Consider the following 17,434-nt stretch of genomic DNA (forward strand, 5'->3'; position numbering starts at 1 on the left):
CCGGCCGAAGTGCGCAATCCCACTCGCCGCCGCGGCCGTTCCGACTGGCTGATACGGGTTCGCGAGGATCATCTGTCGTGCCCGGTGCAACCGCAGCACCCGGACTACGAGGGAGGGCGGCATCCCCAGGTCCCGCTGGAACGCTTCCTGCAGGCCCCGTTTGCTGTAGCCGCTCGCCGCCGCGATCTCCGGCGCTGTCAGCCGCCCCCGATACCGCGACCCGATACATTCCAACGCTCGAGCCACCGCCGGCTTCTGCGCGCCAACATCGATCCCCACCGCTGCAAGCTCGTCCGACGACGTCGACATGAACCGACCGTAGACCCACGGTCACGGATCGAGGAAGCGTCCTCCGAGGACGGCCGCCGCAGCCGACACGGTTGGCTCGAGGCGGTAGAACGCGCCGACCTCGGTTTCACCGTCGACATCGGTGAGGAAGAACGCTCCGTTCTCGAGAATCACCCGGCCGACGATCCGGTCCGTCAGGCTCTCGATGATGTCCCACTCCGTCTCCGACCGACCCCGCAACCGCAACGCGTTCACACCAACACCCCATCCCTGCCCAGCCGCGCTCTCGGGAACCGGAACAGCATGATGCTCACACACCGTCAACGCCCACCCCGACGGCCCCACCGCGTGCGGACGAAACGAAACCGCGACTACTCCCCGGAGCGGGCAATCATGCCAAGCACACCGCACCTCCCAGAGCACTCCCGTCACCACCGACCCACCCCCACTCCCCGTCATGTACGACATCGCACACGTCCCTGACGGACCGTAACGCGCCGCGAGCACTCGGAGCCAACCCGGCAGCACCACACCGACCGAACCGGATACGCCACCACCACCCGTCCCCACCCTCGAGCAACACCGCCCGAAAGCCGATCCGCTACCGCACAGCCCACGGCCAAGCCGAGCTCCTGCGAGAATCCGGGGTTCCCTCCATGAGACACAGCGGGGAGGCTTCTGGTGCACGCGCTCCTGGTCAGGGCTCGAGGGTGTCGGTCTCCGTCGTCAGTGCAGCTGCGAGGTCGACTTCCGAAGGCAGAGCAGCCCGGACCGCGGGTGGGAGGAGGTCGTAGCTGGCGACACCGATCGGGGTCTGGTGCGCGCCGAGTGAGTACCGGACGACGGCGTCGTTCTTGTCCGCGACCAGCAGCAAGCCGACCGTGTCGGCGTGCTGGGGTCGGCGGAGCTTGTCGTCGACGAGTGCGACGTAGAAGCCGAGCTGGCCGAGGTACTCGGGCTTGAACTTCCCGGTCTTGAGCTCAATCACCACGTACCGGAGCTGCTCGACGTGGAAGAACAACAGGTCGACGTAGAAGTCGTCCCCGTCAACGTCGAAGTGCACCTGCCTGCCCACGAACGCGAACCCCTCGCCGAGCTCGCGGAGGGTGTCGATGATCCGGTCGACTAGTGCCTGCTCGAGGTGGCGTTCCTTCGCGTCGCCGTCGAGGGCGAGGAAGTCCAACACGTACGGGTCCTTCGTGATCTGCTGCGCCAGGTCCGAGTCCCCCGGCGGGAGGACCTCGGCGAAGTTCGTCGGCGCCGCCTGCAGCCGCGTGTGCGCGTCGGAGCGGATCTGGTGCTCGAGCACGTTCCGCGACCACCCGTTCGCTGCAGCCTGGGCGGCGTACCAGTTCCGGAGCTCGTGGTCATCGAGTCGGTCGAGGAGGACGGTGATGTGCCCCCAGGGCAGTTGTCCAACAGGCTGTTGGACAACTGCATCCGCCGGCCACTCCCCCGCGAACCGGCGCATGTAGAACAGGTTCGCCCGCGAGAAGCCCTTCATCTCCGGGAACTCCGCCCGCAGATCCGTCGCGAGCCGGCCAATGACATTGCTCCCCCACCCCTCGTCGCCTTGGCGCTGCAGGATGGTCGCGCCGATCCCCCAGTAGAGGCGAATGAGTTCCGTGTTGACGCGGAGCTGTGCCGTGAAGCGGGCATCGCGCACTTGCTGCTTCAGCTCGGTAAGAGCAGCCGTATACCCGGACACAACCGGCAACGAATCAGACATCACCACCCAGTCTGCCCGACCTAGCGCAGCAAGAACCACGAACAAAGCGTTCTACTGATCAGCTATGCCAGGGTGGAGATGACCCCAAGCGAAAGGCGACCTCATCATGGCGCAGAAAGTCACCACGCACCTCGTTGACGACCTCACCGGCGACACCATCGAAGACGGAACCGGCAAGACCGTGCAGTTCTCGTTCGACGGTGGCAACTACGAGATCGACCTCACCGACGACAACGCCGACGCCCTCCGCGAAGCGCTCTCCGACTACGTTGCCGCCGCACGCAAGGTGACGGGGCGCAGTGGGCGTGGCAGCTCGAGCAGCAAGCCGCGCAGCAACCCCGACGAGCTCGCCAAGATCCGCGAATGGGCCGCCGCGAACGGCCACGACGTATCCTCCCGTGGCCGGATCAGCCAGGCCGTCCGCGACGCCTACACCGCCGCCCACTAACACCCTCAGCGCCCGCAACGGGTGGCACTTGTCCGACACCGCAGAAGGAACTCCCCGTATGACTCGCTCTCGCCGTCAACACGTCCGCACCGTTCGGAACATCGGCACCATCGGTATCCTCGCCGGCGGCATCCTCAGCACCACCGGCGCCGTCGTGTGGGGCCTGATCTCCGCCGAGCTCACCGCGCAGAAGATCACCGTCTCCCCCGACAGCAAGCTCCTCCCCGAACGCCCCGTTCGCGGCCCCCTCACCGCCTACGCGCAAGCCGAGATCATCAACACGCACGCAACCGCGATCAGCGACGGGAAAACCTTCGCCGAACTCCCCCAAGACGACCCGAACCGGGCCGTCATCATGAACGCATCGTTCCTGCGGGCATCTCTGTTCACCTCCGTGGTTTCGTTCGGCACCGCCGCATTCGCCATCGGCCTCGGCCTCGTCACCTCCCTGTTCGGCATCGCCCTCCGCCGCCTCGGGAAGTAACCCCTCAACACAACTCACGGCCGGATCGTCATCACGTGACGATCCGGCCGCATCATTTTCAATGCCGCTACGGCGCAGTTATGTCGATGTGCTCCCTCGGGCAGCTCCAAGCGCCGTTCCATGCGTTGAGCTGCGTGACCCGGTCGGTAGCGAGCCGGTGGTCCCGGTGAAGTTGACGCTGACGGATCAGCCACCGCCCGATCGCAATCCCGTCACTATCGACGACGCGCGCAGCGGGCAGCTCTCCCGCGTGCTGCGTCGACCAGGCCTGGACACGGCGCAGCATCTGGGCGAAGTGCACATCCTCGCGGCGCCGCCGCGCGGGGTCATCTGCCGGGAGGCGGAGCCGCCACACCATCCCGAGTCGTTCGAGCTGCTCCACCCGGGCCGCCAGCAGCGCACCCGTGCGGTACTCGACGCGGCGGGAGTCCACCCACCGCCCCAACTGCAATCCGTCCGCGGTTGTGAACCAGTGCGGCACCGCCAGGTCCCCGTGATCACGGCTGTACTGCGTCAACGCCGCAACGCCGGCATCCCAAGCGGCGTCGCGGTCACGCACCTGCCAAACGAACCCGAGATCCACCAACTCCGGCCACAACCGAACCGTGTTCACCGGATCCTTCGCCCATTGCCGACGTCGGGACTGCACCCACGTCCCTAATGGGAACCCGTCCGCGGTCGTGAACACGTGCGGGACCAACCCATGTCCCTCTGTGCACTGGAATGCCGCGAACGCCGCGATGCCAGTGGTGCGTTCCGACAACGACCAGCGCATCCCGACTGCCTCGAGTCGTTCTCGCCGGTCCGCCGGCAATTCGCCCGCGGCCGCCAACGACCGCTGCCGATGAACCCACGCTCCTAGAGACGCTCCCGCGCCGCGGCAGAACGACCGCGGGATGTCGACGTGCCGGTACTCATCACGGAACGACACCACCGCCGCGAACATGCGCTCCCACCGCACCACCAGCACGTCCACGCTCACGCTCACCATTGTGCCGACCCACGAACGCAAGCGACGCTGGCACATGCTCCAGCCCGCACTCGGTCGACGCTCCCCGAGCAGCAGCCCGCACTCGGGGCGGCTGATCTTCGGCCTGCTGGTCCTCACCGTCGGCGCAGTTGCCGCGGTCGGCCTCCTCCGTGCCCCTATACTCCGGACCGATTAGCGGGCAGCGTGTGGGGCGTGGCTCAGGAAGTGGCGCTTCGTTCAGCGGTACCGGTAGAACCCCTCACCGGATTCGACGCCGTACTTGCCCTTGTCGAGGTACTCCGACTGCAGGTAGGCAGCCCACGCCTGGGCGCCCGCGTCTGGCGAGGCGCTAGCGATGGCGTGGGCTGTCCGCAGGCCCACAATGTCGAAGATCTGGAAAGGGCCGACCGGTGCGCCGGTGCCGATCCGCCAGGTCGTGTCCACGGTCTCCGGGTCGGCGACGCCGCGTGCAACAAGTTGGGATGCTGCGTCGAGGAGCGGAACGAGAAGGGAGTTGAGCACGTAGCCGGGCTGTTCCTTCCGGACTCGGATCGGCACCATGCCGATCTCCTCGGCGAAGGCCGCGACCCGCTCATACACGGCAGGGTCGGTCTGCTCAGTTCCCATTACCTCGGCAGTGTTCTGCCGCCAGACGTGGTTGGCGAAGTGCAAGGCGAGGAACCGGTCCGGTCGCCCAGTGGCGTCGGCGATCGCGCTCGGCAGCAGCGTCGACGAGTTCGTCGCGAACACAGTCTCCTCGGGCGCGACCGCCGCGAGCTGCTGATACACCTCCCGTTTGAGGTCAACACGCTCGGGGACTGCCTCGATCACCAGGCCCGCACGGGCGACCGCCGCCGCGAGATCCGTCGCAAACGCAATCCCGGCCGCAGCGTCTGTGGCCGCATCTCGGTAGTCCTCACCGACATCAGCGACGTACTGCTCAACGATCGCGTCCAAACGCTGTCGTCCCGCGGCGACGGCATCATCGTCGATGTCGTAAAGCGTGACCGGGACGCCGTGCATGGCGGTCTGGAACGCGATCTGGGATCCGAGGACACCGGCACCGAGAACGGTCACCGCACTGAAAGTCGTCATGTCAGCAGTGTCGCACCGCAGTCGGAGAAGACCACCGGGCCCGGGCAACCTCCAGTGCACAGCACCTGGCCGGCGCGCCAAACACAGAGCTCGTGGTCGTAGAGCCAGTTGTGAAGATGGTGATGTCCTCAAGCGCGGCTGCCCAGCAGCTTTTTGGACGACTGCTTCCGCGGAGCAACGGAGTCGAAGACGTCAGGCGTAACCAGAGCAGAGCAGGCTTTGCTAGTGAGCGGCGTCGTACGCGTCCTTCACGGCCTGACTGATCCGGCCCCGCGGCGCCACCTCGTGGCCGTTCGCTGCCGCCCATTCCCGGATCTTCGCCAATTCGTCCGGACTGCTGCGCTGCGTGGTGCCGAATCCGCGGCCACCGCGGCCACCGCGGCTGGAGACTTCCCGAGCGGCGGCGACGTAGTCCGAGAACGCTTCGCGCAGTTGCTCCACGTTGTCGTCGGACAGATCGATCTCGTAATGGCTGCCATCGAACGAGAAGGTCACGTTCTTCCCGCCGTGCTCGATGATGTCGCCGGTGAGGTCGTCAACGAGGTGAGTGGTGACTTTCTGTGCCATGCCCTCTTGTGTAGCACTCCGGTGCGAAAACACGATGTGCACGACAGCCACAGAACCGCCATGCTATGACTCGCGCAAGGCCCTGCGCCCTCGACATTCCGCCGTTCTCAGACGGTGGAGATCGTGGATATCCCATCATGAAAGGACGCGACGCGATGAGCGACGCCACGCCCTCCCAGCCCAACCCCTACAACAGCAACGCCCAGCCCTACCAGCAGTCGCCAGGTCAGTCGGACCGGTACAGCGTGCTCGCGATCGTCGGCTTCATCCTCGCGTTCGTGATCAGTATTGGCGGGCTGGTCGTGTCGATCATCGCGCTCACGCAGATCAAGCGCACCGGTGAACGCGGCCGCGGGCTCGCTCTCGCCGGCATCATCATCAGCGCCCTGTCGATCGTGCTGTCCATCGTCTTCGGGATCGTCATCTTCGCCGCCGCCGCGAACGCACCGTCCTACAGCTACTGAACCGACAACATCAGCAAGGCCCCACAACAGCTCACCGCTGCGCCAGGCACCCTTGGCGTGACGGTGAGCTGTTCTGCGGGCGGATTACTTCGGCGGTGACCAGCTGCGCCCGAACGCACGCATCAGCACGACACCCCAGTCAGCATCGGTGATTGTGCCCGTTGAGGTGTCCGTGCTGAACGTGCCGCCCTCGTAATGCAGTGGCGGCTGCCCCACCAGGTGCGCGCCGAGCTGCTCAGTGACGTGCCACGTCTTCCGCGCCGTCTGCGACGGCACCAACTCGAGCTGCAGCCGGTGGCCGTGCACCGAGACCGTGTACGGAAGCTGCGGGATACGAGGCGACATGCGCACAGTCCACCCCCCCCAGCCCCAAACCCCCGCAGACACGCGCGCCCGCGCCCTCGCAGCGTGAACCGTCTGCTGCCTCGAAACTAATCACCTACTGCCGGCGGGTCAGTTCCGATAATAGTTCTTCTCGGAACGTCTTGGCGGGGGTGGAAGCGACCAGCCGGCACCGGGTTACGGAATGTCGGCGGTTGTCGGGACGGTGAAGCATGCCTTCAGCAGACACCTCAGTTGATGAACCCGAGAGCCTCCCGATCCCCCGACGAGCCGTGTACGCCATCACTTTGAGCTTCCTGGTCGGCATCTTTTGGATTGGGGGCATGATCGCGGGCAGCCTCCCCGACCAGAGCCGATCGTCAACACCGACGTTTACGTGGATGCCGGAGTGGGGCGTCGCACTAGGCGACACCACGGTGAATGCGTTGCTCACGTACTCCACGGTCACGCTGGTGCTCTACGGCATCTCCATCGGCGGGCAAGCCGCGTTCACCGACAGTGAGCACCGCCGCAGGATCCGTCGGAGCGTCGGAGCATTCGGCGTCCTCCTTGCGGCATCAGCGCTCACACTCGGGACGTTCGCAGTCGCGGCGACCTTCGTTAATCCACACCGTCTGCCGGCGTTGGTCGTGGTGATTCCGATGGTGATCCTCTGCTGGGTGCTCGGCCTCGAGGTCGGCCGCTTCATCGTCCCCGCCCACCATGTTCAACTCGGCGCCGCACGTCAGGCAAGAGACATCACCGTTCAGCGTCTCGGTGCGCTTCCGCGACCAAGCAAAAACATCTGGACCGCCCACTTGGTCACCATCGGCTACGGCGTCGTCGCCGGGATCGTGACCGGGTGCGTCGTGCAACTCATCGTCGGGCGAGGCTTCATGGCTGGGTTCCTCGTCGGAGTGATCGGTACGTCAGCCGGACTGCTGATGCTTCTGCAGATCAACGCCGGCACCATCGAAGCCCCGACCCGTGCAAGCCGGCTCTGGACTCGCGGACTCTCGTTCGCAGGTTACGTTGCCCTTGTGCTCCTCGTGAACACCGGGCTCGCGATCGCGGCACCAGCAGCGACATACGGCTTGCTCGCCGTCACCATCGGTGAGCTACTGCTGCCGGCCCTGTTCCACCGTCCGCCCGCTCGACTGCCCCAGTGGGTGGTCGAACTCTCCTTGTCAGGGGCGATCGCACGCGTCGCCGCAGACGACCTCACGCGGGGCCTGAAGACCACGCAACGCCGCATCGACGACCTCGAGGCGCTGCAACACGGGAAACGCAGCATGTCTCTGCGTGCACGGGTCGCCGCAGCTCTCCGTGCGCTGCGCTAGATCCCACCCTGGAGGCGACGCCTTCGTTCGGCTCCGCGCTCCGCTTCCCAGTCAGTCGTCGACGCCCGGTGCAACGAGAGCCATCGTCAGCCGCTAAGCGGCGTCGAGCGCCAGCCGAACGGATCGGGAGCGCAGCATCTCGAAGGTCGTGCAGTAGGGCACACCGAGAGCCTCGCACGCATTCGGGATCAAGATTCGTTTGCGGGCGTTTGCTTGGTAGATCTCGTGCGTAACGACGGTATGGCCATGGGCAGCGGCGTGGGCGACCAGGTAGTAGTCAGCCACGTCCAGGAACTCGTCAACCGCAGCTTGCGTGAACTGGCCGCCGTTGGCCCAAACCGCGAGCTCGCGAAGATCCGCGAGTGGGCCAACGCGAACGGCCACGATGTCTCCTCGCGTGGCCGTATCAGTCAGGCCGTCCGTGACGCGTACGACGCCACACATTGAGGCCACTCCCCCAGGCACAGAATAGCCGGCCACCACTCGGGTGGCCGGCTATTCTCGTCCATGGCCGATACCGCGCTCTTATGTCAGCTCAAATACTTGACGGCCTCGTTTGCCAACTCTGACCGGTTGCGGCTCGACCTTATTTACATCAGATCGACAAATTGACCGGCACCGCACGGAACTTGCTTTATATTCGCGAAGTAAGGCGAAGTACCTCGTTCAGCTCAGCGACGCCTTGCGGCGCGACGGGTGGACTGGGCCAGAGTGCACTGCTGGAAATGGGCATCGCGACGTCCGGACATCCAGATCGCAGATGGCTGCGTGTCAAAGTGCGGGTTTCGGCAGCATAGGAGCGACCGTCGGCGATGCAATCAACAGCTCTGTCGCTCGCGCGCTCTTGTGCGCGCTGTACGGCAATATGTATTGGGTAAGGTACTGTCCGGCGTAAGCGTGTCTGATGAAGTCGGCGTCGTCGTAGGTGACGATCCAATTGCTTGCGGTGGCGGCGCAGACGACGTCGGCAAGCGATTTATGGTCGCGGTGGTCGAATGCATTGAGGTAGAGCGAGCTACCTTTCTCGACGTACGGGGGGTCAATGTAGAGGAAAACATTTGGGTCCTCGGCGTAGCGCTGCACGACAGATCGGCCATCACGGTCGTGGATCGTGATCCGGTCGGCTACAGAGCCCAGCTCGTTGATCCGCTTGATCAGCTCTGCTCGGTTGAACCGTGCACCGATCGTGTATGCCCCCTGCTGCGCCCTCCCGCCAATAGGGCCAGCGTTGAGGACTCCTGAACGGTTGGTGCGATTCAGGTAGAAGAACGCAAACCCCAGGGCCATCGGATCGCGTTCGTCGGCCGCTCGGTAGATGGCGCGTTGCTCGTCCCAAAAGTCCACGGTCAGCGGTGCAGCCTCGAGTCGCTCGACGAACTGACTGGAGTGGTGCACGGCGCTGTCCCAGAACCAGTACACGGCCGGGTCGATGTCGTTGATCACCAGCTTATCCACCACGCCAGCGCGGAGTAATGCCAATCCGGCGCCGGCGCCACCCGCGTACGGTTCGACATAGGTGGCGTTCGTCAGCTTGAGCCGTCGGATGACGTCTTCAAAGAATCCCGCGAGGGCAGCCTTCCCGCCCGGATATCGCAGCGGGCTCGGCCTTAGATACCGCTTGACGGTGGTGATCTCAAGCGGTACGTGTGATTCCAACTGCTCTGTCATGCGCGCTCCTTCGTCGGGTTGCCGCCGGCCAGGTCGCCCACGAGCGCCGCAAGCCGGTCTGACGGGACAAGGAGGATCTGCTGTCGGTCGTCGTCGAACAGGAAGTGCACGGCATCGCCGGCACCCAGCCCGAGCCGGTCGAGCAGAGCCTTCGGCACCGTTACCTGACGTCGCAGCGTCAGCAGGTGCGGCCCATGTGGCGCACTGAGAGTCATGGAAGCAATGATGCCCGTGCTAACACCGAAGCTCCGTATTGACAGGCACAGCGCGTCGGACGGATCGATGCTGCGGTACCGATACGGTGAGAACTCGACGTGTGCTCACGAGTACGCGGGTGGTTTTGTCAGCACAGTGTGGTGGAGGAGCTCATGGTGGCGTGGCCGATCGTCGAAGTGCCGCTGAAAGATGTCTCGCTAGACGTCGATAACGTTCGCATCCCGGTGCGTGGCGCGCTTACTCAGCGCGATCTGCTGGTGCACATGTACGACAACGAAGACCTGCCGGACCTGATGCAGTCCATCCTTCAGAACGGTTACATCGACAACGAGATTCCGGTCGTCGTTGAGCATCAGGGCGGCTTCGTTGTCCTGGAGGGCAATCGCCGGGTTTCAGCGCTGAAGCTGCTCGCCGACCCCGAATTACTTCCGAACGTCGCCGCAAAAGTGGAGCGACTGCTGTCTCGATTCGGGAGTGATGAAGAACCGCTGAGTCGGATCAGGGTCATGCTGGCCCCGTCATGGGATGCTGCACAGCCGTTGCTGGCTCGCCTGCACACACGGGCCACGAAGAAGCGGTGGATCCGTGAGCAGCAGGCTGAATTCTTCCACGCGCAGTGGGCCAGCGGCCGCTCTTTGGAGGCTCTGCAGGAGCAGTATCCGTCCGAGGCTCGGGGAATCGTCCGCTTCATCAAGATGGGCGAGATGCGCCGCGCCGTGATCGCGTTGCCGCTACAAGGCGCACTCCGGGACTACGTCCACGGGCAGCAGCTGCCGATGTCCTCACTGGAGTACGCATATAACAACCCACGCATCCAAAAAGCCCTTGGGCTTGAGTTCGGTCGTGATGGCAAACTATTGAACAAGCGTCTCACCGCCGGCCAGCAACAGGCCCTGGCCCTCATCGTCGACCGGTTCCGGAACAAGACGTTGAACACTCGCTCTCCAGAGCTGATGTCCAAGTACGACGACAACGCGGCTTTCGCCGCTCAGCTCGGCGACATTGTCTCTGGCACGAGGGCATCGCGAACTGAACCGCAGATCCCGCCCGAACCCGACTCTTCCTTCGGCGCCGATAGAATTGCCGCACCGGATCCAGGGGATTCCGCGCCCGCGGAACCACCGACAGTTCCCGCGTCGTCGGACAAGCCCGGGAGTAGTCCCGAGACGACGCCTCGCGGCCCGAATCGGTCGGAGACGCGTATCCGGTTAGCCATGGAGCCCATCGACTGGTCGCCGGAGGTGCCGGGTCTGCATCGCAGGCTTATGGAGTTGCGCATGCTGAACGTTGTCGAGTTCCCGCATGCGGGCATGCTGTTGGTGCGGTCCGTCCTTGAGTGCACCATTAAACACTTCCTCCGCACCGTCCCGAACGCTGCACAGCAACGGGGCGGGGATACGCTCGGGCCCGCACTGTCAGCGCTGCAGACTCACTTCGCGTCCGATCGGCGGATGACGGCATTGCTGAGCCGGGTGAATAAGACGGGTCAGATGTCTCAGGATCAGTTCGTCGGATCGCTCGGCGGCTTCAACGCAGCTACCCACGAGCCCGGCATCGTCGTGTTCGGCCCGGACGTGCACCGCGCCTGGGACACCGTGAAGCCGATCCTTCAACAGCTCCAGAGCGACATCCGAACGGCGCAGGTCGGGGATGCACACGGCTGACCCTCACGCGGAACGTAGTGCAGCGCTGGGGTATACCCCAGTGCCACACTGGATCGGGTGGTCGATTCACGTGGTTCTAGGGTGCCTTTTGGTTATTTTGCTACGGGAGTGTGCGAGGGTCTAGGGGTGGTGCAACACAAGACGCAGACCGTCGCTTATGTTCGGGTGAGCTCGATCGATCAGAACCTCGACCGGCAACTCGAGACCATCGGCGAGGTCGACCGTGTGTTCGAGGAGAAGATCTCCGGCGGTGCACGCGCCGATCGCTTGGCCTTGGCCGACTGCATCGGTTACGTCCGGGACGGCGATGTCGTCCGGGTTGCGTCGATGGACCGGCTCGCGCGCTCGCTCGGCGACTTGCGGGACATCGTTGACGAGATCACCGCTAAGGGCGCATCAGTGGAGTTTGTGAAGGAGCAGCAGACCTACAGCCGCGACACCGACGACGCCATCGGCCGGCTCATGCTCAATCTCCTCGGCGCGTTCGCCGAGTTCGAACGCACCCTCATCCGCGAACGCCAACGCGAGGGAATCCGCATCGCCAAGGCCGCCGGGAAGTACAAGGGCCGTTCCCGGAAGCTCACTGACGACCAGATCACCGAAGCTCGCCGGCTCATCGGGACCGGTGTCCCGAAGACCACCGTCGCGCGCGGCCTCAACATCGATCGCACCACCCTCTACCGGATGCTCGCCACGCCCAGCACACCTGCTGCCACCGACGCAGCCGCAGGAGACGTCGCCAGCGTGTAGCGCCTGCTGCCCCCGGATTGGAGGCTTGATCGGACGGTGTTTTCCCGTCGGCGTCAGACTGCGGCGGAGGAGAGCCCATCGACGACGAGATCGATGCGGTCCGCGCGACGCCCCGCGCGCAGCCGCCCGCCGCGGTCGAGGACGACCAGGCCGTGCAGAGCCGACCACAGGGTCTCGGTGAGGAGTTCGGACGCGTCGTCATCGGAGCTCGGCGCGAGGGCACCCCGCAGTTCGGCGAACGCGGCGGACAGTTCCGGCACGGAGTCGGAGCCGAAGGACAGCCGTGTGGTGCGGCTGAACATCGCGTCGTAGAGCGCGGGTGCGGCGGTCGCAAATGCGCAATAGCGGTGGGCGACGGCGCGCACCGCATCCCCCGAGGCGGCCGACTCCCGCGCCACGCGCAGGGCATCGGCCAGCTCGGTGAACCCCTCGAGTGCTACGGATTTGGTGATCTCGTCGAGCGAGGCGAAGTGTTTGTAGATGACGGGTTGGCTGTACTCGATCTCGGTCGAGAGACGCCGGGTCGTCACCGCTTCCCACCCCTCTTTCTCGGCGATGGCACGAGCGGAGGAGGTGATGAGGCGGCGGCGGTCGGCGCGCTCGCGCTCGCGCCGTTCGGCGATGGTCATACCGAATGTTAGCGCCGCTAGTGACGCGAGCGCCACTCTTGATTTGTCGGCGCTGAAGCGTTAGCGTTGCTAGTGGTTAGCATCGCTAGCCATCAGGAGAGGATCGCATCATGGAGCACCGCGCACTCGTCGAGACCTACCTCGAGATGCTGAACGCGCACGACCCCGACCTTGTCGACCGCTTCCTCGCGGAGGATTACGTCAACCACAACGTCGTCGTCGCCGACGGCCGCGAGGCCAACCGCGCTTTCTGGGCCATGTTCTTCGCCGGGTTGCCGGACGTCACCGCGACGATGGAGGACATCATCGTGGCGGGAGACCGCGTCGTCGGCCGCTTCGTCTACCGGGGCACGCACCAGGGTGAGCTGATGGGGATCCCGGCCACCGGCGCGACGGTCGAGATGCGGAGCATCGACATCTGGCGCGTCGAGGACGGCCTGCTCGCAGAGCACTGGGACGAGCTCAATTTGATGGAGGTTTTCCAGCAGGTCGGCGTGCTGCCGCGCCTCGACGGCGGGGCGGCCCGCTCGTGACCGGTGCCGCGTGGGCCACCGGTCTCGTGACCCTCCTCGGGATCGGGGTCGTCTTCGGTACCGACGCCTTCTGCGCGCTCGTGATGCGGCCCGCGCTCGCCCGCGTGGACGAAGCGTCCCTCACGTCGGTGATGGGGAACGTGCACCGCTACGGCGACGTGCGGATGCCCGCGCCCGGGGTCGCTGGCCTCGTCGGATCCGCCGTCGTCGCCGTGCTCGCCGCTCTCGCCGACCGTGGCAGCGCCGCCGTGCTTGCGGGGATCGCCCTCGTTCTGCTGGTCGTGTGGCTCGTGCTCTACGCGCGGATCAGCGCGCCAATCAACCGCCGGCTGACCGCCGCCGCCGACCGAGGCGAGACGCCCGCCGACGCGCGGGCGCTGCAGGCCGGCTGGGACCGGATCATCGTGCTCCGCGCGGCCCTGCAGGGTGCCGCGCTCCTCGGCATCGCGGCCGCGCTCGTCCTGCTCTGACCACCCCACCGCCACCATCTCAAACAGCCCATTGCCATCACGACGCGGAGGATCCGCCAGGCTCGTCGACCCGCATGACCCGCATGACCCGCATGACCCGCCGACGCCGGCACCACGCCGGGCTCGGAGGTCGGAGGTCGAGGGAGCAGACCGTGCACTTGACGCGCTCACGCGACGTGCGGGCTCGCGCCGCCGGAGTCGCCGATGCCGTCGATCCGCACGGTCGGACAGAGCGATCGCGTCTTCTCGCATAGAGAGACCCAAGATGCCTGGAGACGGATCGACCGCAGGACGGCATTTGACCAGCCGGCACGGCACGGCCCACCTCCCCGGTTACTCCCCCTGGGTGAGGAGGCCCGGATTCACTTGATCGACGCAAAACCTTCTTCGGAGGTGTTCCCCGTGTACCTGTCTCTGTCGTCTCCGCAAGCTGTCCGGTTCCTTGTCCTGATCCGGGTGGGGCGAGGTCTCAAACCCTCCGCCCGAATCGCTGGCATCGGCAAGGAGACCGGGTACCGGTTCCTGCGCGAGCGGTATCTGCAGCTGCACCGTTCCGGTTCTGATCCTGCAGCTGCGTTGACCATCGTCGGTGTGACGAGCAGTCGCGTGGCTTCCTGGGAAGCGAACGTCGACGAGGCTGCGCCGCGGAACCCTAGCCGCGGACCGGGCGGAACGTTGTTCCTGAGTCGGCGTCGTCGTGCGCGTCAACGAGGACTCCGACGAGTGTCGTAGCGCGAGGGCACCTGCCCCCTGACCCGAACCCGGGCAGGTGCCCTCTCTCCGATTGTGTCTACGCCCCTTCTAGGCAGAGTCATTTTCGGATGTCGATATCTTGCGCCCAGGGGATAGTGCTGAGACATGATCAGGTGCCTGGCGAGGCCGCCCATAGATGCTCCCGGCATGGATAGCCATCGACGGCCGGTCGGAAATGGGCCGCCGCGGCGGGGTACGACTCAACCCGAATGCCTGTCTACGCCTTGGCTGCCAGACTGAACGGTAGACAGAGTGCGCGCAGGCGCGATCGGTGAGTTTGCTGCTGGAGGTTGTGATGGCTGAGGACGGTGAACGGGTTCCGGGTGGGGTGCTGTTGCTGGCATCGGTGAACCGGCTCCGCGTCGCCGAGACAATGCTGCAGAACCGGGCACGCGGGCGAATGGGGCTGAAAGCGAACGACTTCCAGACGGTGCAGTTCCTCGCCGCCCGGGAAGCCGCCGACGCCCCTGCACGTGCAGCGGACCTCGCCGAAACGCTCGGTGTCAGCAGCGCCGCGGCAACCATGACCATCGACCGGCTCGTTGGACGAGGCTTCGCGGTCCGTGAACCCGACCCCGACGATCGTCGCTCCCGCATCGTGCGCCTCACCACAGCGGGACAGCACAGCCTCACTGGAGCATACGAAGACCTCCCCGCAGCTGTGCAGGAACTCCTTGACGCGGTCCCCGCCGAAGAAGCGGAACGCATCGCCGCACTCGCGACCGCTGTGCAGGAGGTCGTGGACCGCACCGCGACGAACAGCAGCACCCCGACTGAGTGACCAGATAACGCTTCTAGTTAAGGAAGTTAGACGCCAGGCGTGCGGGTTCGTAGCCTGATTGATGTCAGGACCCTCGCGCCCCGTCGCGACGACGCCGGCGGCTTGCCCGGCAGCACGATCGGGGTCGCGCCTGACCAGTCGCCATGGCCAGTCTCGCCACGGGAAAGGCCGCTCGGCATGACGCCCACCCTCGTTTCATCTGCTGCTGCACCTGTTCCCGCGCCCCGCGCGGACCTTCTCTTCACCGCACACCCCGGCACACAACGATCACCGATGACCGGGGTGCGGCACACACACCAGAACCGCCACGTCGCAGTCATCGCAGTCACAACCGGGCTTATCTCAGTGACCATCGCGACGGTGGCCATCGTGCTCGCGAGCGCCTGGTGAGCGCCGACGCGACACTGCCACCCACCGAGCCGATCGACATGGGCCCGCTCCTCCAAGAGCCCACGGTGACGCCCTCAGACGAAGTCGGTCCGCGGGCAGACCCGCAGCAGTGGCATCACCGCGGACTCCTCACCCCGGCTGAGATCCACGCGATCGTCGTCGCGCGCGTCAACGACCTCCCCACCATCGTCACAACCACCCCAGCAACAAGCGACGAGCTGATTCCCCCGACCGAGCCGACCTACAGTGACTTCCTCAGAAAGCCCCGCGCATGAGCATCCTGCTGCACCACCCCAAGACCTCCCCCGCCTTGAGCGTCGCCGATCTCCCGACCGTGCTGCGGTGGGCTGCCGCAGATGAGGGCTTCTGGGTCGCCGACAACGACGGCGCGTTCGCCGGCACCATCGACCAGCACGGACGGCACTTCTTCGTCCGCAACGGCTTCGGCGAGTACCTCGGCGACTACCACGCCCTCACCGCAGCGCAAACCGCACTCGACACCCACACCGAGAACAGCCACGCAGAGCCGCCGTGCTGAGCATTCCGGATGGACTCACCGACGCCCAGCGGACGGTGTTCTACCGCCGCGTCGCGCTGAACGCAGAGCTGCACGATTGCGCCACTTACGCAACCCGTTCGGCGGCGGCGCGGAGCACGTTGCGCGGGAGCTCGCCGAACTCGGCCTGGTAAGCGCTCGCGAACCGGCCGAGATGCAGCAACCCGACCGATCGGGCAACCGCGGCCACGGACTCCGCTTCCCCCGATTCAAGTTGTTCCCGCGCCAGGAGCAGCCGAATGCCCTTGAGGTAGAACAGCGGAGACACACCGTGAACACGCTGGAACGCACCCTGCAGCCCGCGGACGCTGAGCCCCGCGGCCGCAGCGACGTCGTCGACGGTGACCCGCTCCGTGACATGGTCAAGGAGGAACGCTTCTGCTTTCGCCAACCGTGTCCGCGCCGGCTCTTCCCGGCCGTGCCCGACCGGCCAATGTGGGACCGCCGTCAGTAACCCGGCGGCGGCGAACTGGGTCAGCTCCCGTTCTCGTTCCGCCGAAACCGGACCGACACGGCCGAGGATCTCCGGAGCGATCGCGCGCACGACCAGCCACCATGCCGCAAGCGGCGCCCCCTCGGGTACGTGGTGTGGCTTGAACTCCAGAGGCGCCTGATTCCAGCCACCACGCTCCGCAGCAACCCGTTCGACCGTGTCTCGATCGATCCGCATGACGTCTTTCTGGAACCCATCCCACCGGAACGACTGCCGGCCCTCCCGGTACAGCACCGGACGGCCGATCAGCAGCCGATCCCCATCGACCGCACCGCGGCCCGCTTTCAGCCACGTCACGACGACAGCGTCGTCAGTTTCCACCTCGCCGCGCACGGTCCCGGTGCACAGCATCGATTCCAGCGACAGCAGCCCCGTCCCGGTGACCGTCTCCTCGAACGTGAACGGCGCACCGTCCGCAGCGACCTCAAGCCCGAACGTGCGATGCGTTCGCGCAACAGCCTTCCGCGCCACCGCAACGTCTCGAGTCCGCACAACTACCCGGGTCCGCTCCACCATCGCCTCATCCACAAGACCGATTCTCCCTACTGCCTACGCCGTCGGCTACCCAGCCGTCACTGACCACACCGATGGTCGGTCGTCAGGTGCGGTGAAGAAGTCGCGGTAGCGAACCGGGCCGGCGATGAAGTAGCCATCACCGGGCATCGACCGCACCACACCGTCGACGATCAGTGCCCGATACGCGTTCAGGATCGTATGGATGCTCAACCCGGACGTCACCGCAGCGACCCGGTACGGCGGCAACTGATCACCCTCCAGAAGGACACCATCGGCGATAGCGTCTCGGATGAGCTGCTCGACCCGCTG

General features: G+C 65.6%; 24 protein-coding genes and 1 pseudogene. 12 read left to right on the plus strand and 13 right to left on the minus strand.

What is annotated here, in order from left to right:
* The 3 genes from EDF33_RS19630 to EDF33_RS19645 all read right to left on the minus strand — a co-directional run.
* A partial coding sequence (locus EDF33_RS19630; RefSeq protein ID WP_132100957.1) for a helix-turn-helix domain-containing protein occupies positions 1–309 on the minus strand: 309 nt, incomplete at its 3' end.
* A gap of 21 nt (positions 310–330) precedes the next feature.
* Entirely contained in the window at positions 331–543 is a 213-nt protein-coding gene (locus EDF33_RS19635; RefSeq protein ID WP_132100958.1) for a hypothetical protein, read from the minus strand.
* A 442-nt stretch (positions 544–985) separates the two neighbouring features.
* Entirely contained in the window at positions 986–2,017 is a 1,032-nt protein-coding gene (locus EDF33_RS19645; RefSeq protein WP_165901515.1) for a PDDEXK nuclease domain-containing protein, read from the minus strand.
* A gap of 106 nt (positions 2,018–2,123) precedes the next feature.
* Here EDF33_RS19645 and EDF33_RS19650 point away from each other — a divergent pair, with 106 nt between their 5' ends.
* Together EDF33_RS19650 and EDF33_RS19655 are read left to right on the plus strand one after the other, a co-directional pair.
* Positions 2,124–2,465 (plus strand): Lsr2 family protein, encoded by a 342-nt coding sequence (locus tag EDF33_RS19650; protein ID WP_131847695.1) that lies wholly within the window; start codon positions 2,124–2,126, stop codon positions 2,463–2,465.
* Positions 2,466–2,523: 58 nt separating this feature from the next.
* Positions 2,524–2,949: an aromatic ring-opening dioxygenase LigA gene (locus tag EDF33_RS19655; RefSeq protein ID WP_131847731.1), complete on the plus strand. Its 426-nt coding sequence runs from the start codon at positions 2,524–2,526 to the stop codon at positions 2,947–2,949.
* A 67-nt stretch (positions 2,950–3,016) separates the two neighbouring features.
* Here the strand turns inward: EDF33_RS19655 and EDF33_RS19660 are convergent, their stop codons facing one another.
* The 3 genes from EDF33_RS19660 to EDF33_RS19670 all read right to left on the minus strand — a co-directional run bounded on the left by EDF33_RS19660 (position 3,017) and on the right by EDF33_RS19670 (position 5,581).
* Positions 3,017–3,931: a helicase associated domain-containing protein gene (locus tag EDF33_RS19660; RefSeq protein WP_165901516.1), complete on the minus strand. Its 915-nt coding sequence runs from the start codon at positions 3,929–3,931 to the stop codon at positions 3,017–3,019.
* Positions 3,932–4,156: 225 nt separating this feature from the next.
* Positions 4,157–5,014: a 3-hydroxyacyl-CoA dehydrogenase gene (locus tag EDF33_RS19665; protein ID WP_131847699.1), complete on the minus strand. Its 858-nt coding sequence runs from the start codon at positions 5,012–5,014 to the stop codon at positions 4,157–4,159.
* A gap of 222 nt (positions 5,015–5,236) precedes the next feature.
* Complete coding sequence (locus EDF33_RS19670) at positions 5,237–5,581, minus strand: Lsr2 family protein (protein ID WP_132100959.1); 345 nt, start codon at positions 5,579–5,581, stop codon at positions 5,237–5,239.
* Between the two features lie 155 nt (positions 5,582–5,736).
* Here EDF33_RS19670 and EDF33_RS19675 point away from each other — a divergent pair, with 155 nt between their 5' ends.
* Positions 5,737–6,045, plus strand: coding sequence for a DUF4190 domain-containing protein (locus EDF33_RS19675; RefSeq protein ID WP_165901517.1), 309 nt, complete (start codon positions 5,737–5,739; stop codon positions 6,043–6,045).
* 84 nt (positions 6,046–6,129) lie between these two features.
* Here the strand turns inward: EDF33_RS19675 and EDF33_RS19680 are convergent, their stop codons facing one another.
* The gene (locus EDF33_RS19680) at positions 6,130–6,390 is read right to left on the minus strand and encodes a hypothetical protein (RefSeq protein ID WP_131847705.1); all 261 of its coding nucleotides are present in this window, start codon (positions 6,388–6,390) and stop codon (positions 6,130–6,132) included.
* Between the two features lie 209 nt (positions 6,391–6,599).
* On the opposite strand from EDF33_RS19680, the gene EDF33_RS19685 reads away from it, so the two are divergent.
* A complete protein-coding gene (locus EDF33_RS19685) occupies positions 6,600–7,706 on the plus strand; it encodes a hypothetical protein (protein WP_133939179.1) in 1,107 nt (368 codons plus the stop codon).
* Positions 7,707–7,799: 93 nt separating this feature from the next.
* Here EDF33_RS19685 and EDF33_RS19690 read toward each other — a convergent pair whose 3' ends face one another.
* Complete coding sequence (locus EDF33_RS19690) at positions 7,800–8,090, minus strand: DUF4411 family protein (protein WP_243650180.1); 291 nt, start codon at positions 8,088–8,090, stop codon at positions 7,800–7,802.
* Here EDF33_RS19690 and EDF33_RS19695 point away from each other — a divergent pair.
* A pseudogene (locus EDF33_RS19695) lies at positions 8,049–8,153 on the plus strand (histone-like nucleoid-structuring protein Lsr2); the annotation flags it as partial. The gene EDF33_RS19690 and the pseudogene EDF33_RS19695 sit on opposite strands and share 42 nt — an antisense overlap.
* Before the next feature lie 324 nt (positions 8,154–8,477).
* On the opposite strand, the gene EDF33_RS19700 reads toward EDF33_RS19695, so the two are convergent.
* Entirely contained in the window at positions 8,478–9,374 is an 897-nt protein-coding gene (locus tag EDF33_RS19700; RefSeq protein ID WP_132100961.1) for a DNA adenine methylase, read from the minus strand.
* Positions 9,371–9,589, minus strand: a complete 219-nt coding sequence (locus EDF33_RS19705) for an AbrB/MazE/SpoVT family DNA-binding domain-containing protein (protein ID WP_132100962.1) — start codon at positions 9,587–9,589, stop codon at positions 9,371–9,373. The genes EDF33_RS19700 and EDF33_RS19705 overlap by 4 nt, the downstream gene beginning before the upstream one ends.
* Positions 9,590–9,730: 141 nt before the next feature.
* Between EDF33_RS19705 and EDF33_RS19710 the strand changes: the two genes are divergently transcribed.
* Complete coding sequence (locus EDF33_RS19710; RefSeq protein ID WP_132100963.1) at positions 9,731–11,254, plus strand: ParB N-terminal domain-containing protein; 1,524 nt, start codon at positions 9,731–9,733, stop codon at positions 11,252–11,254.
* Between the two features lie 126 nt (positions 11,255–11,380).
* Positions 11,381–12,004 (plus strand): recombinase family protein, encoded by a 624-nt coding sequence (locus EDF33_RS19715; protein ID WP_243692522.1) that lies wholly within the window; start codon positions 11,381–11,383, stop codon positions 12,002–12,004.
* Between the two features lie 53 nt (positions 12,005–12,057).
* On the opposite strand, the gene EDF33_RS19720 is transcribed toward EDF33_RS19715, so the two are convergent.
* A complete protein-coding gene (locus tag EDF33_RS19720; RefSeq protein WP_132100965.1) occupies positions 12,058–12,633 on the minus strand; it encodes a TetR/AcrR family transcriptional regulator in 576 nt (191 codons plus the stop codon).
* 110 nt (positions 12,634–12,743) lie between these two features.
* On the opposite strand from EDF33_RS19720, the gene EDF33_RS19725 reads away from it, so the two are divergent.
* The 5 genes from EDF33_RS19725 to EDF33_RS19755 all read left to right on the plus strand — a co-directional run bounded on the left by EDF33_RS19725 (position 12,744) and on the right by EDF33_RS19755 (position 16,098).
* Positions 12,744–13,166: an ester cyclase gene (locus EDF33_RS19725; protein WP_207896308.1), complete on the plus strand. Its 423-nt coding sequence runs from the start codon at positions 12,744–12,746 to the stop codon at positions 13,164–13,166.
* Positions 13,163–13,636, plus strand: coding sequence for a DUF1772 domain-containing protein (locus EDF33_RS19730; RefSeq protein ID WP_243650182.1), 474 nt, complete (start codon positions 13,163–13,165; stop codon positions 13,634–13,636). Before EDF33_RS19725 ends, EDF33_RS19730 begins: the two co-directional genes overlap by 4 nt.
* Positions 13,637–14,684: 1,048 nt before the next feature.
* Positions 14,685–15,170: a MarR family transcriptional regulator gene (locus EDF33_RS19745; RefSeq protein WP_131847719.1), complete on the plus strand. Its 486-nt coding sequence runs from the start codon at positions 14,685–14,687 to the stop codon at positions 15,168–15,170.
* Positions 15,171–15,556: 386 nt separating this feature from the next.
* Complete coding sequence (locus EDF33_RS19750; RefSeq protein ID WP_131847721.1) at positions 15,557–15,835, plus strand: hypothetical protein; 279 nt, start codon at positions 15,557–15,559, stop codon at positions 15,833–15,835.
* A complete protein-coding gene (locus EDF33_RS19755) occupies positions 15,832–16,098 on the plus strand; it encodes a hypothetical protein (protein WP_131847723.1) in 267 nt (88 codons plus the stop codon). The genes EDF33_RS19750 and EDF33_RS19755 overlap by 4 nt, the downstream gene beginning before the upstream one ends.
* Before the next feature lie 85 nt (positions 16,099–16,183).
* Here EDF33_RS19755 and EDF33_RS19760 read toward each other — a convergent pair whose 3' ends face one another.
* Together EDF33_RS19760 and EDF33_RS19765 are read right to left on the minus strand one after the other, a co-directional pair.
* Complete coding sequence (locus EDF33_RS19760) at positions 16,184–17,125, minus strand: AraC family transcriptional regulator (protein ID WP_165918891.1); 942 nt, start codon at positions 17,123–17,125, stop codon at positions 16,184–16,186.
* A gap of 45 nt (positions 17,126–17,170) precedes the next feature.
* The coding region (locus EDF33_RS19765) for a winged helix-turn-helix domain-containing protein (RefSeq protein ID WP_132100967.1) at positions 17,171–17,434 on the minus strand (264 nt) is incomplete at its 5' end.

The sequence above is a fragment of the Curtobacterium sp. PhB146 genome, assembly GCF_004342995.1.
In the GTDB taxonomy this organism is placed as follows: domain Bacteria; phylum Actinomycetota; class Actinomycetes; order Actinomycetales; family Microbacteriaceae; genus Curtobacterium.

What these genes read in the sequence shown, in the direction of transcription:
- EDF33_RS19675 (WP_165901517.1), top strand. Translation starts at nt 5,737, where the DNA reads ATGAGCGACGCCACGCCCTCCCAGCCCAACCCCTACAACAGCAACGCC.
- EDF33_RS19725 (WP_207896308.1), top strand. Translation starts at nt 12,744, where the DNA reads ATGGAGCACCGCGCACTCGTCGAGACCTACCTCGAGATGCTGAACGCG.
- EDF33_RS19685 (WP_133939179.1), top strand. Translation starts at nt 6,600, where the DNA reads ATGCCTTCAGCAGACACCTCAGTTGATGAACCCGAGAGCCTCCCGATC.
- EDF33_RS19665 (WP_131847699.1), bottom strand. Translation starts at nt 5,014, where the DNA reads ATGACGACTTTCAGTGCGGTGACCGTTCTCGGTGCCGGTGTCCTCGGA.
- EDF33_RS19655 (WP_131847731.1), top strand. Translation starts at nt 2,524, where the DNA reads ATGACTCGCTCTCGCCGTCAACACGTCCGCACCGTTCGGAACATCGGC.
- EDF33_RS19745 (WP_131847719.1), top strand. Translation starts at nt 14,685, where the DNA reads ATGGCTGAGGACGGTGAACGGGTTCCGGGTGGGGTGCTGTTGCTGGCA.
- EDF33_RS19720 (WP_132100965.1), bottom strand. Translation starts at nt 12,633, where the DNA reads ATGACCATCGCCGAACGGCGCGAGCGCGAGCGCGCCGACCGCCGCCGC.
- EDF33_RS19680 (WP_131847705.1), bottom strand. Translation starts at nt 6,390, where the DNA reads ATGTCGCCTCGTATCCCGCAGCTTCCGTACACGGTCTCGGTGCACGGC.
- EDF33_RS19700 (WP_132100961.1), bottom strand. Translation starts at nt 9,374, where the DNA reads ATGACAGAGCAGTTGGAATCACACGTACCGCTTGAGATCACCACCGTC.
- EDF33_RS19670 (WP_132100959.1), bottom strand. Translation starts at nt 5,581, where the DNA reads ATGGCACAGAAAGTCACCACTCACCTCGTTGACGACCTCACCGGCGAC.
- EDF33_RS19650 (WP_131847695.1), top strand. Translation starts at nt 2,124, where the DNA reads ATGGCGCAGAAAGTCACCACGCACCTCGTTGACGACCTCACCGGCGAC.
- EDF33_RS19705 (WP_132100962.1), bottom strand. Translation starts at nt 9,589, where the DNA reads ATGACTCTCAGTGCGCCACATGGGCCGCACCTGCTGACGCTGCGACGT.
- EDF33_RS19760 (WP_165918891.1), bottom strand. Translation starts at nt 17,125, where the DNA reads ATGGTGGAGCGGACCCGGGTAGTTGTGCGGACTCGAGACGTTGCGGTG.
- EDF33_RS19645 (WP_165901515.1), bottom strand. Translation starts at nt 2,017, where the DNA reads ATGTCTGATTCGTTGCCGGTTGTGTCCGGGTATACGGCTGCTCTTACC.
- EDF33_RS19755 (WP_131847723.1), top strand. Translation starts at nt 15,832, where the DNA reads ATGAGCATCCTGCTGCACCACCCCAAGACCTCCCCCGCCTTGAGCGTC.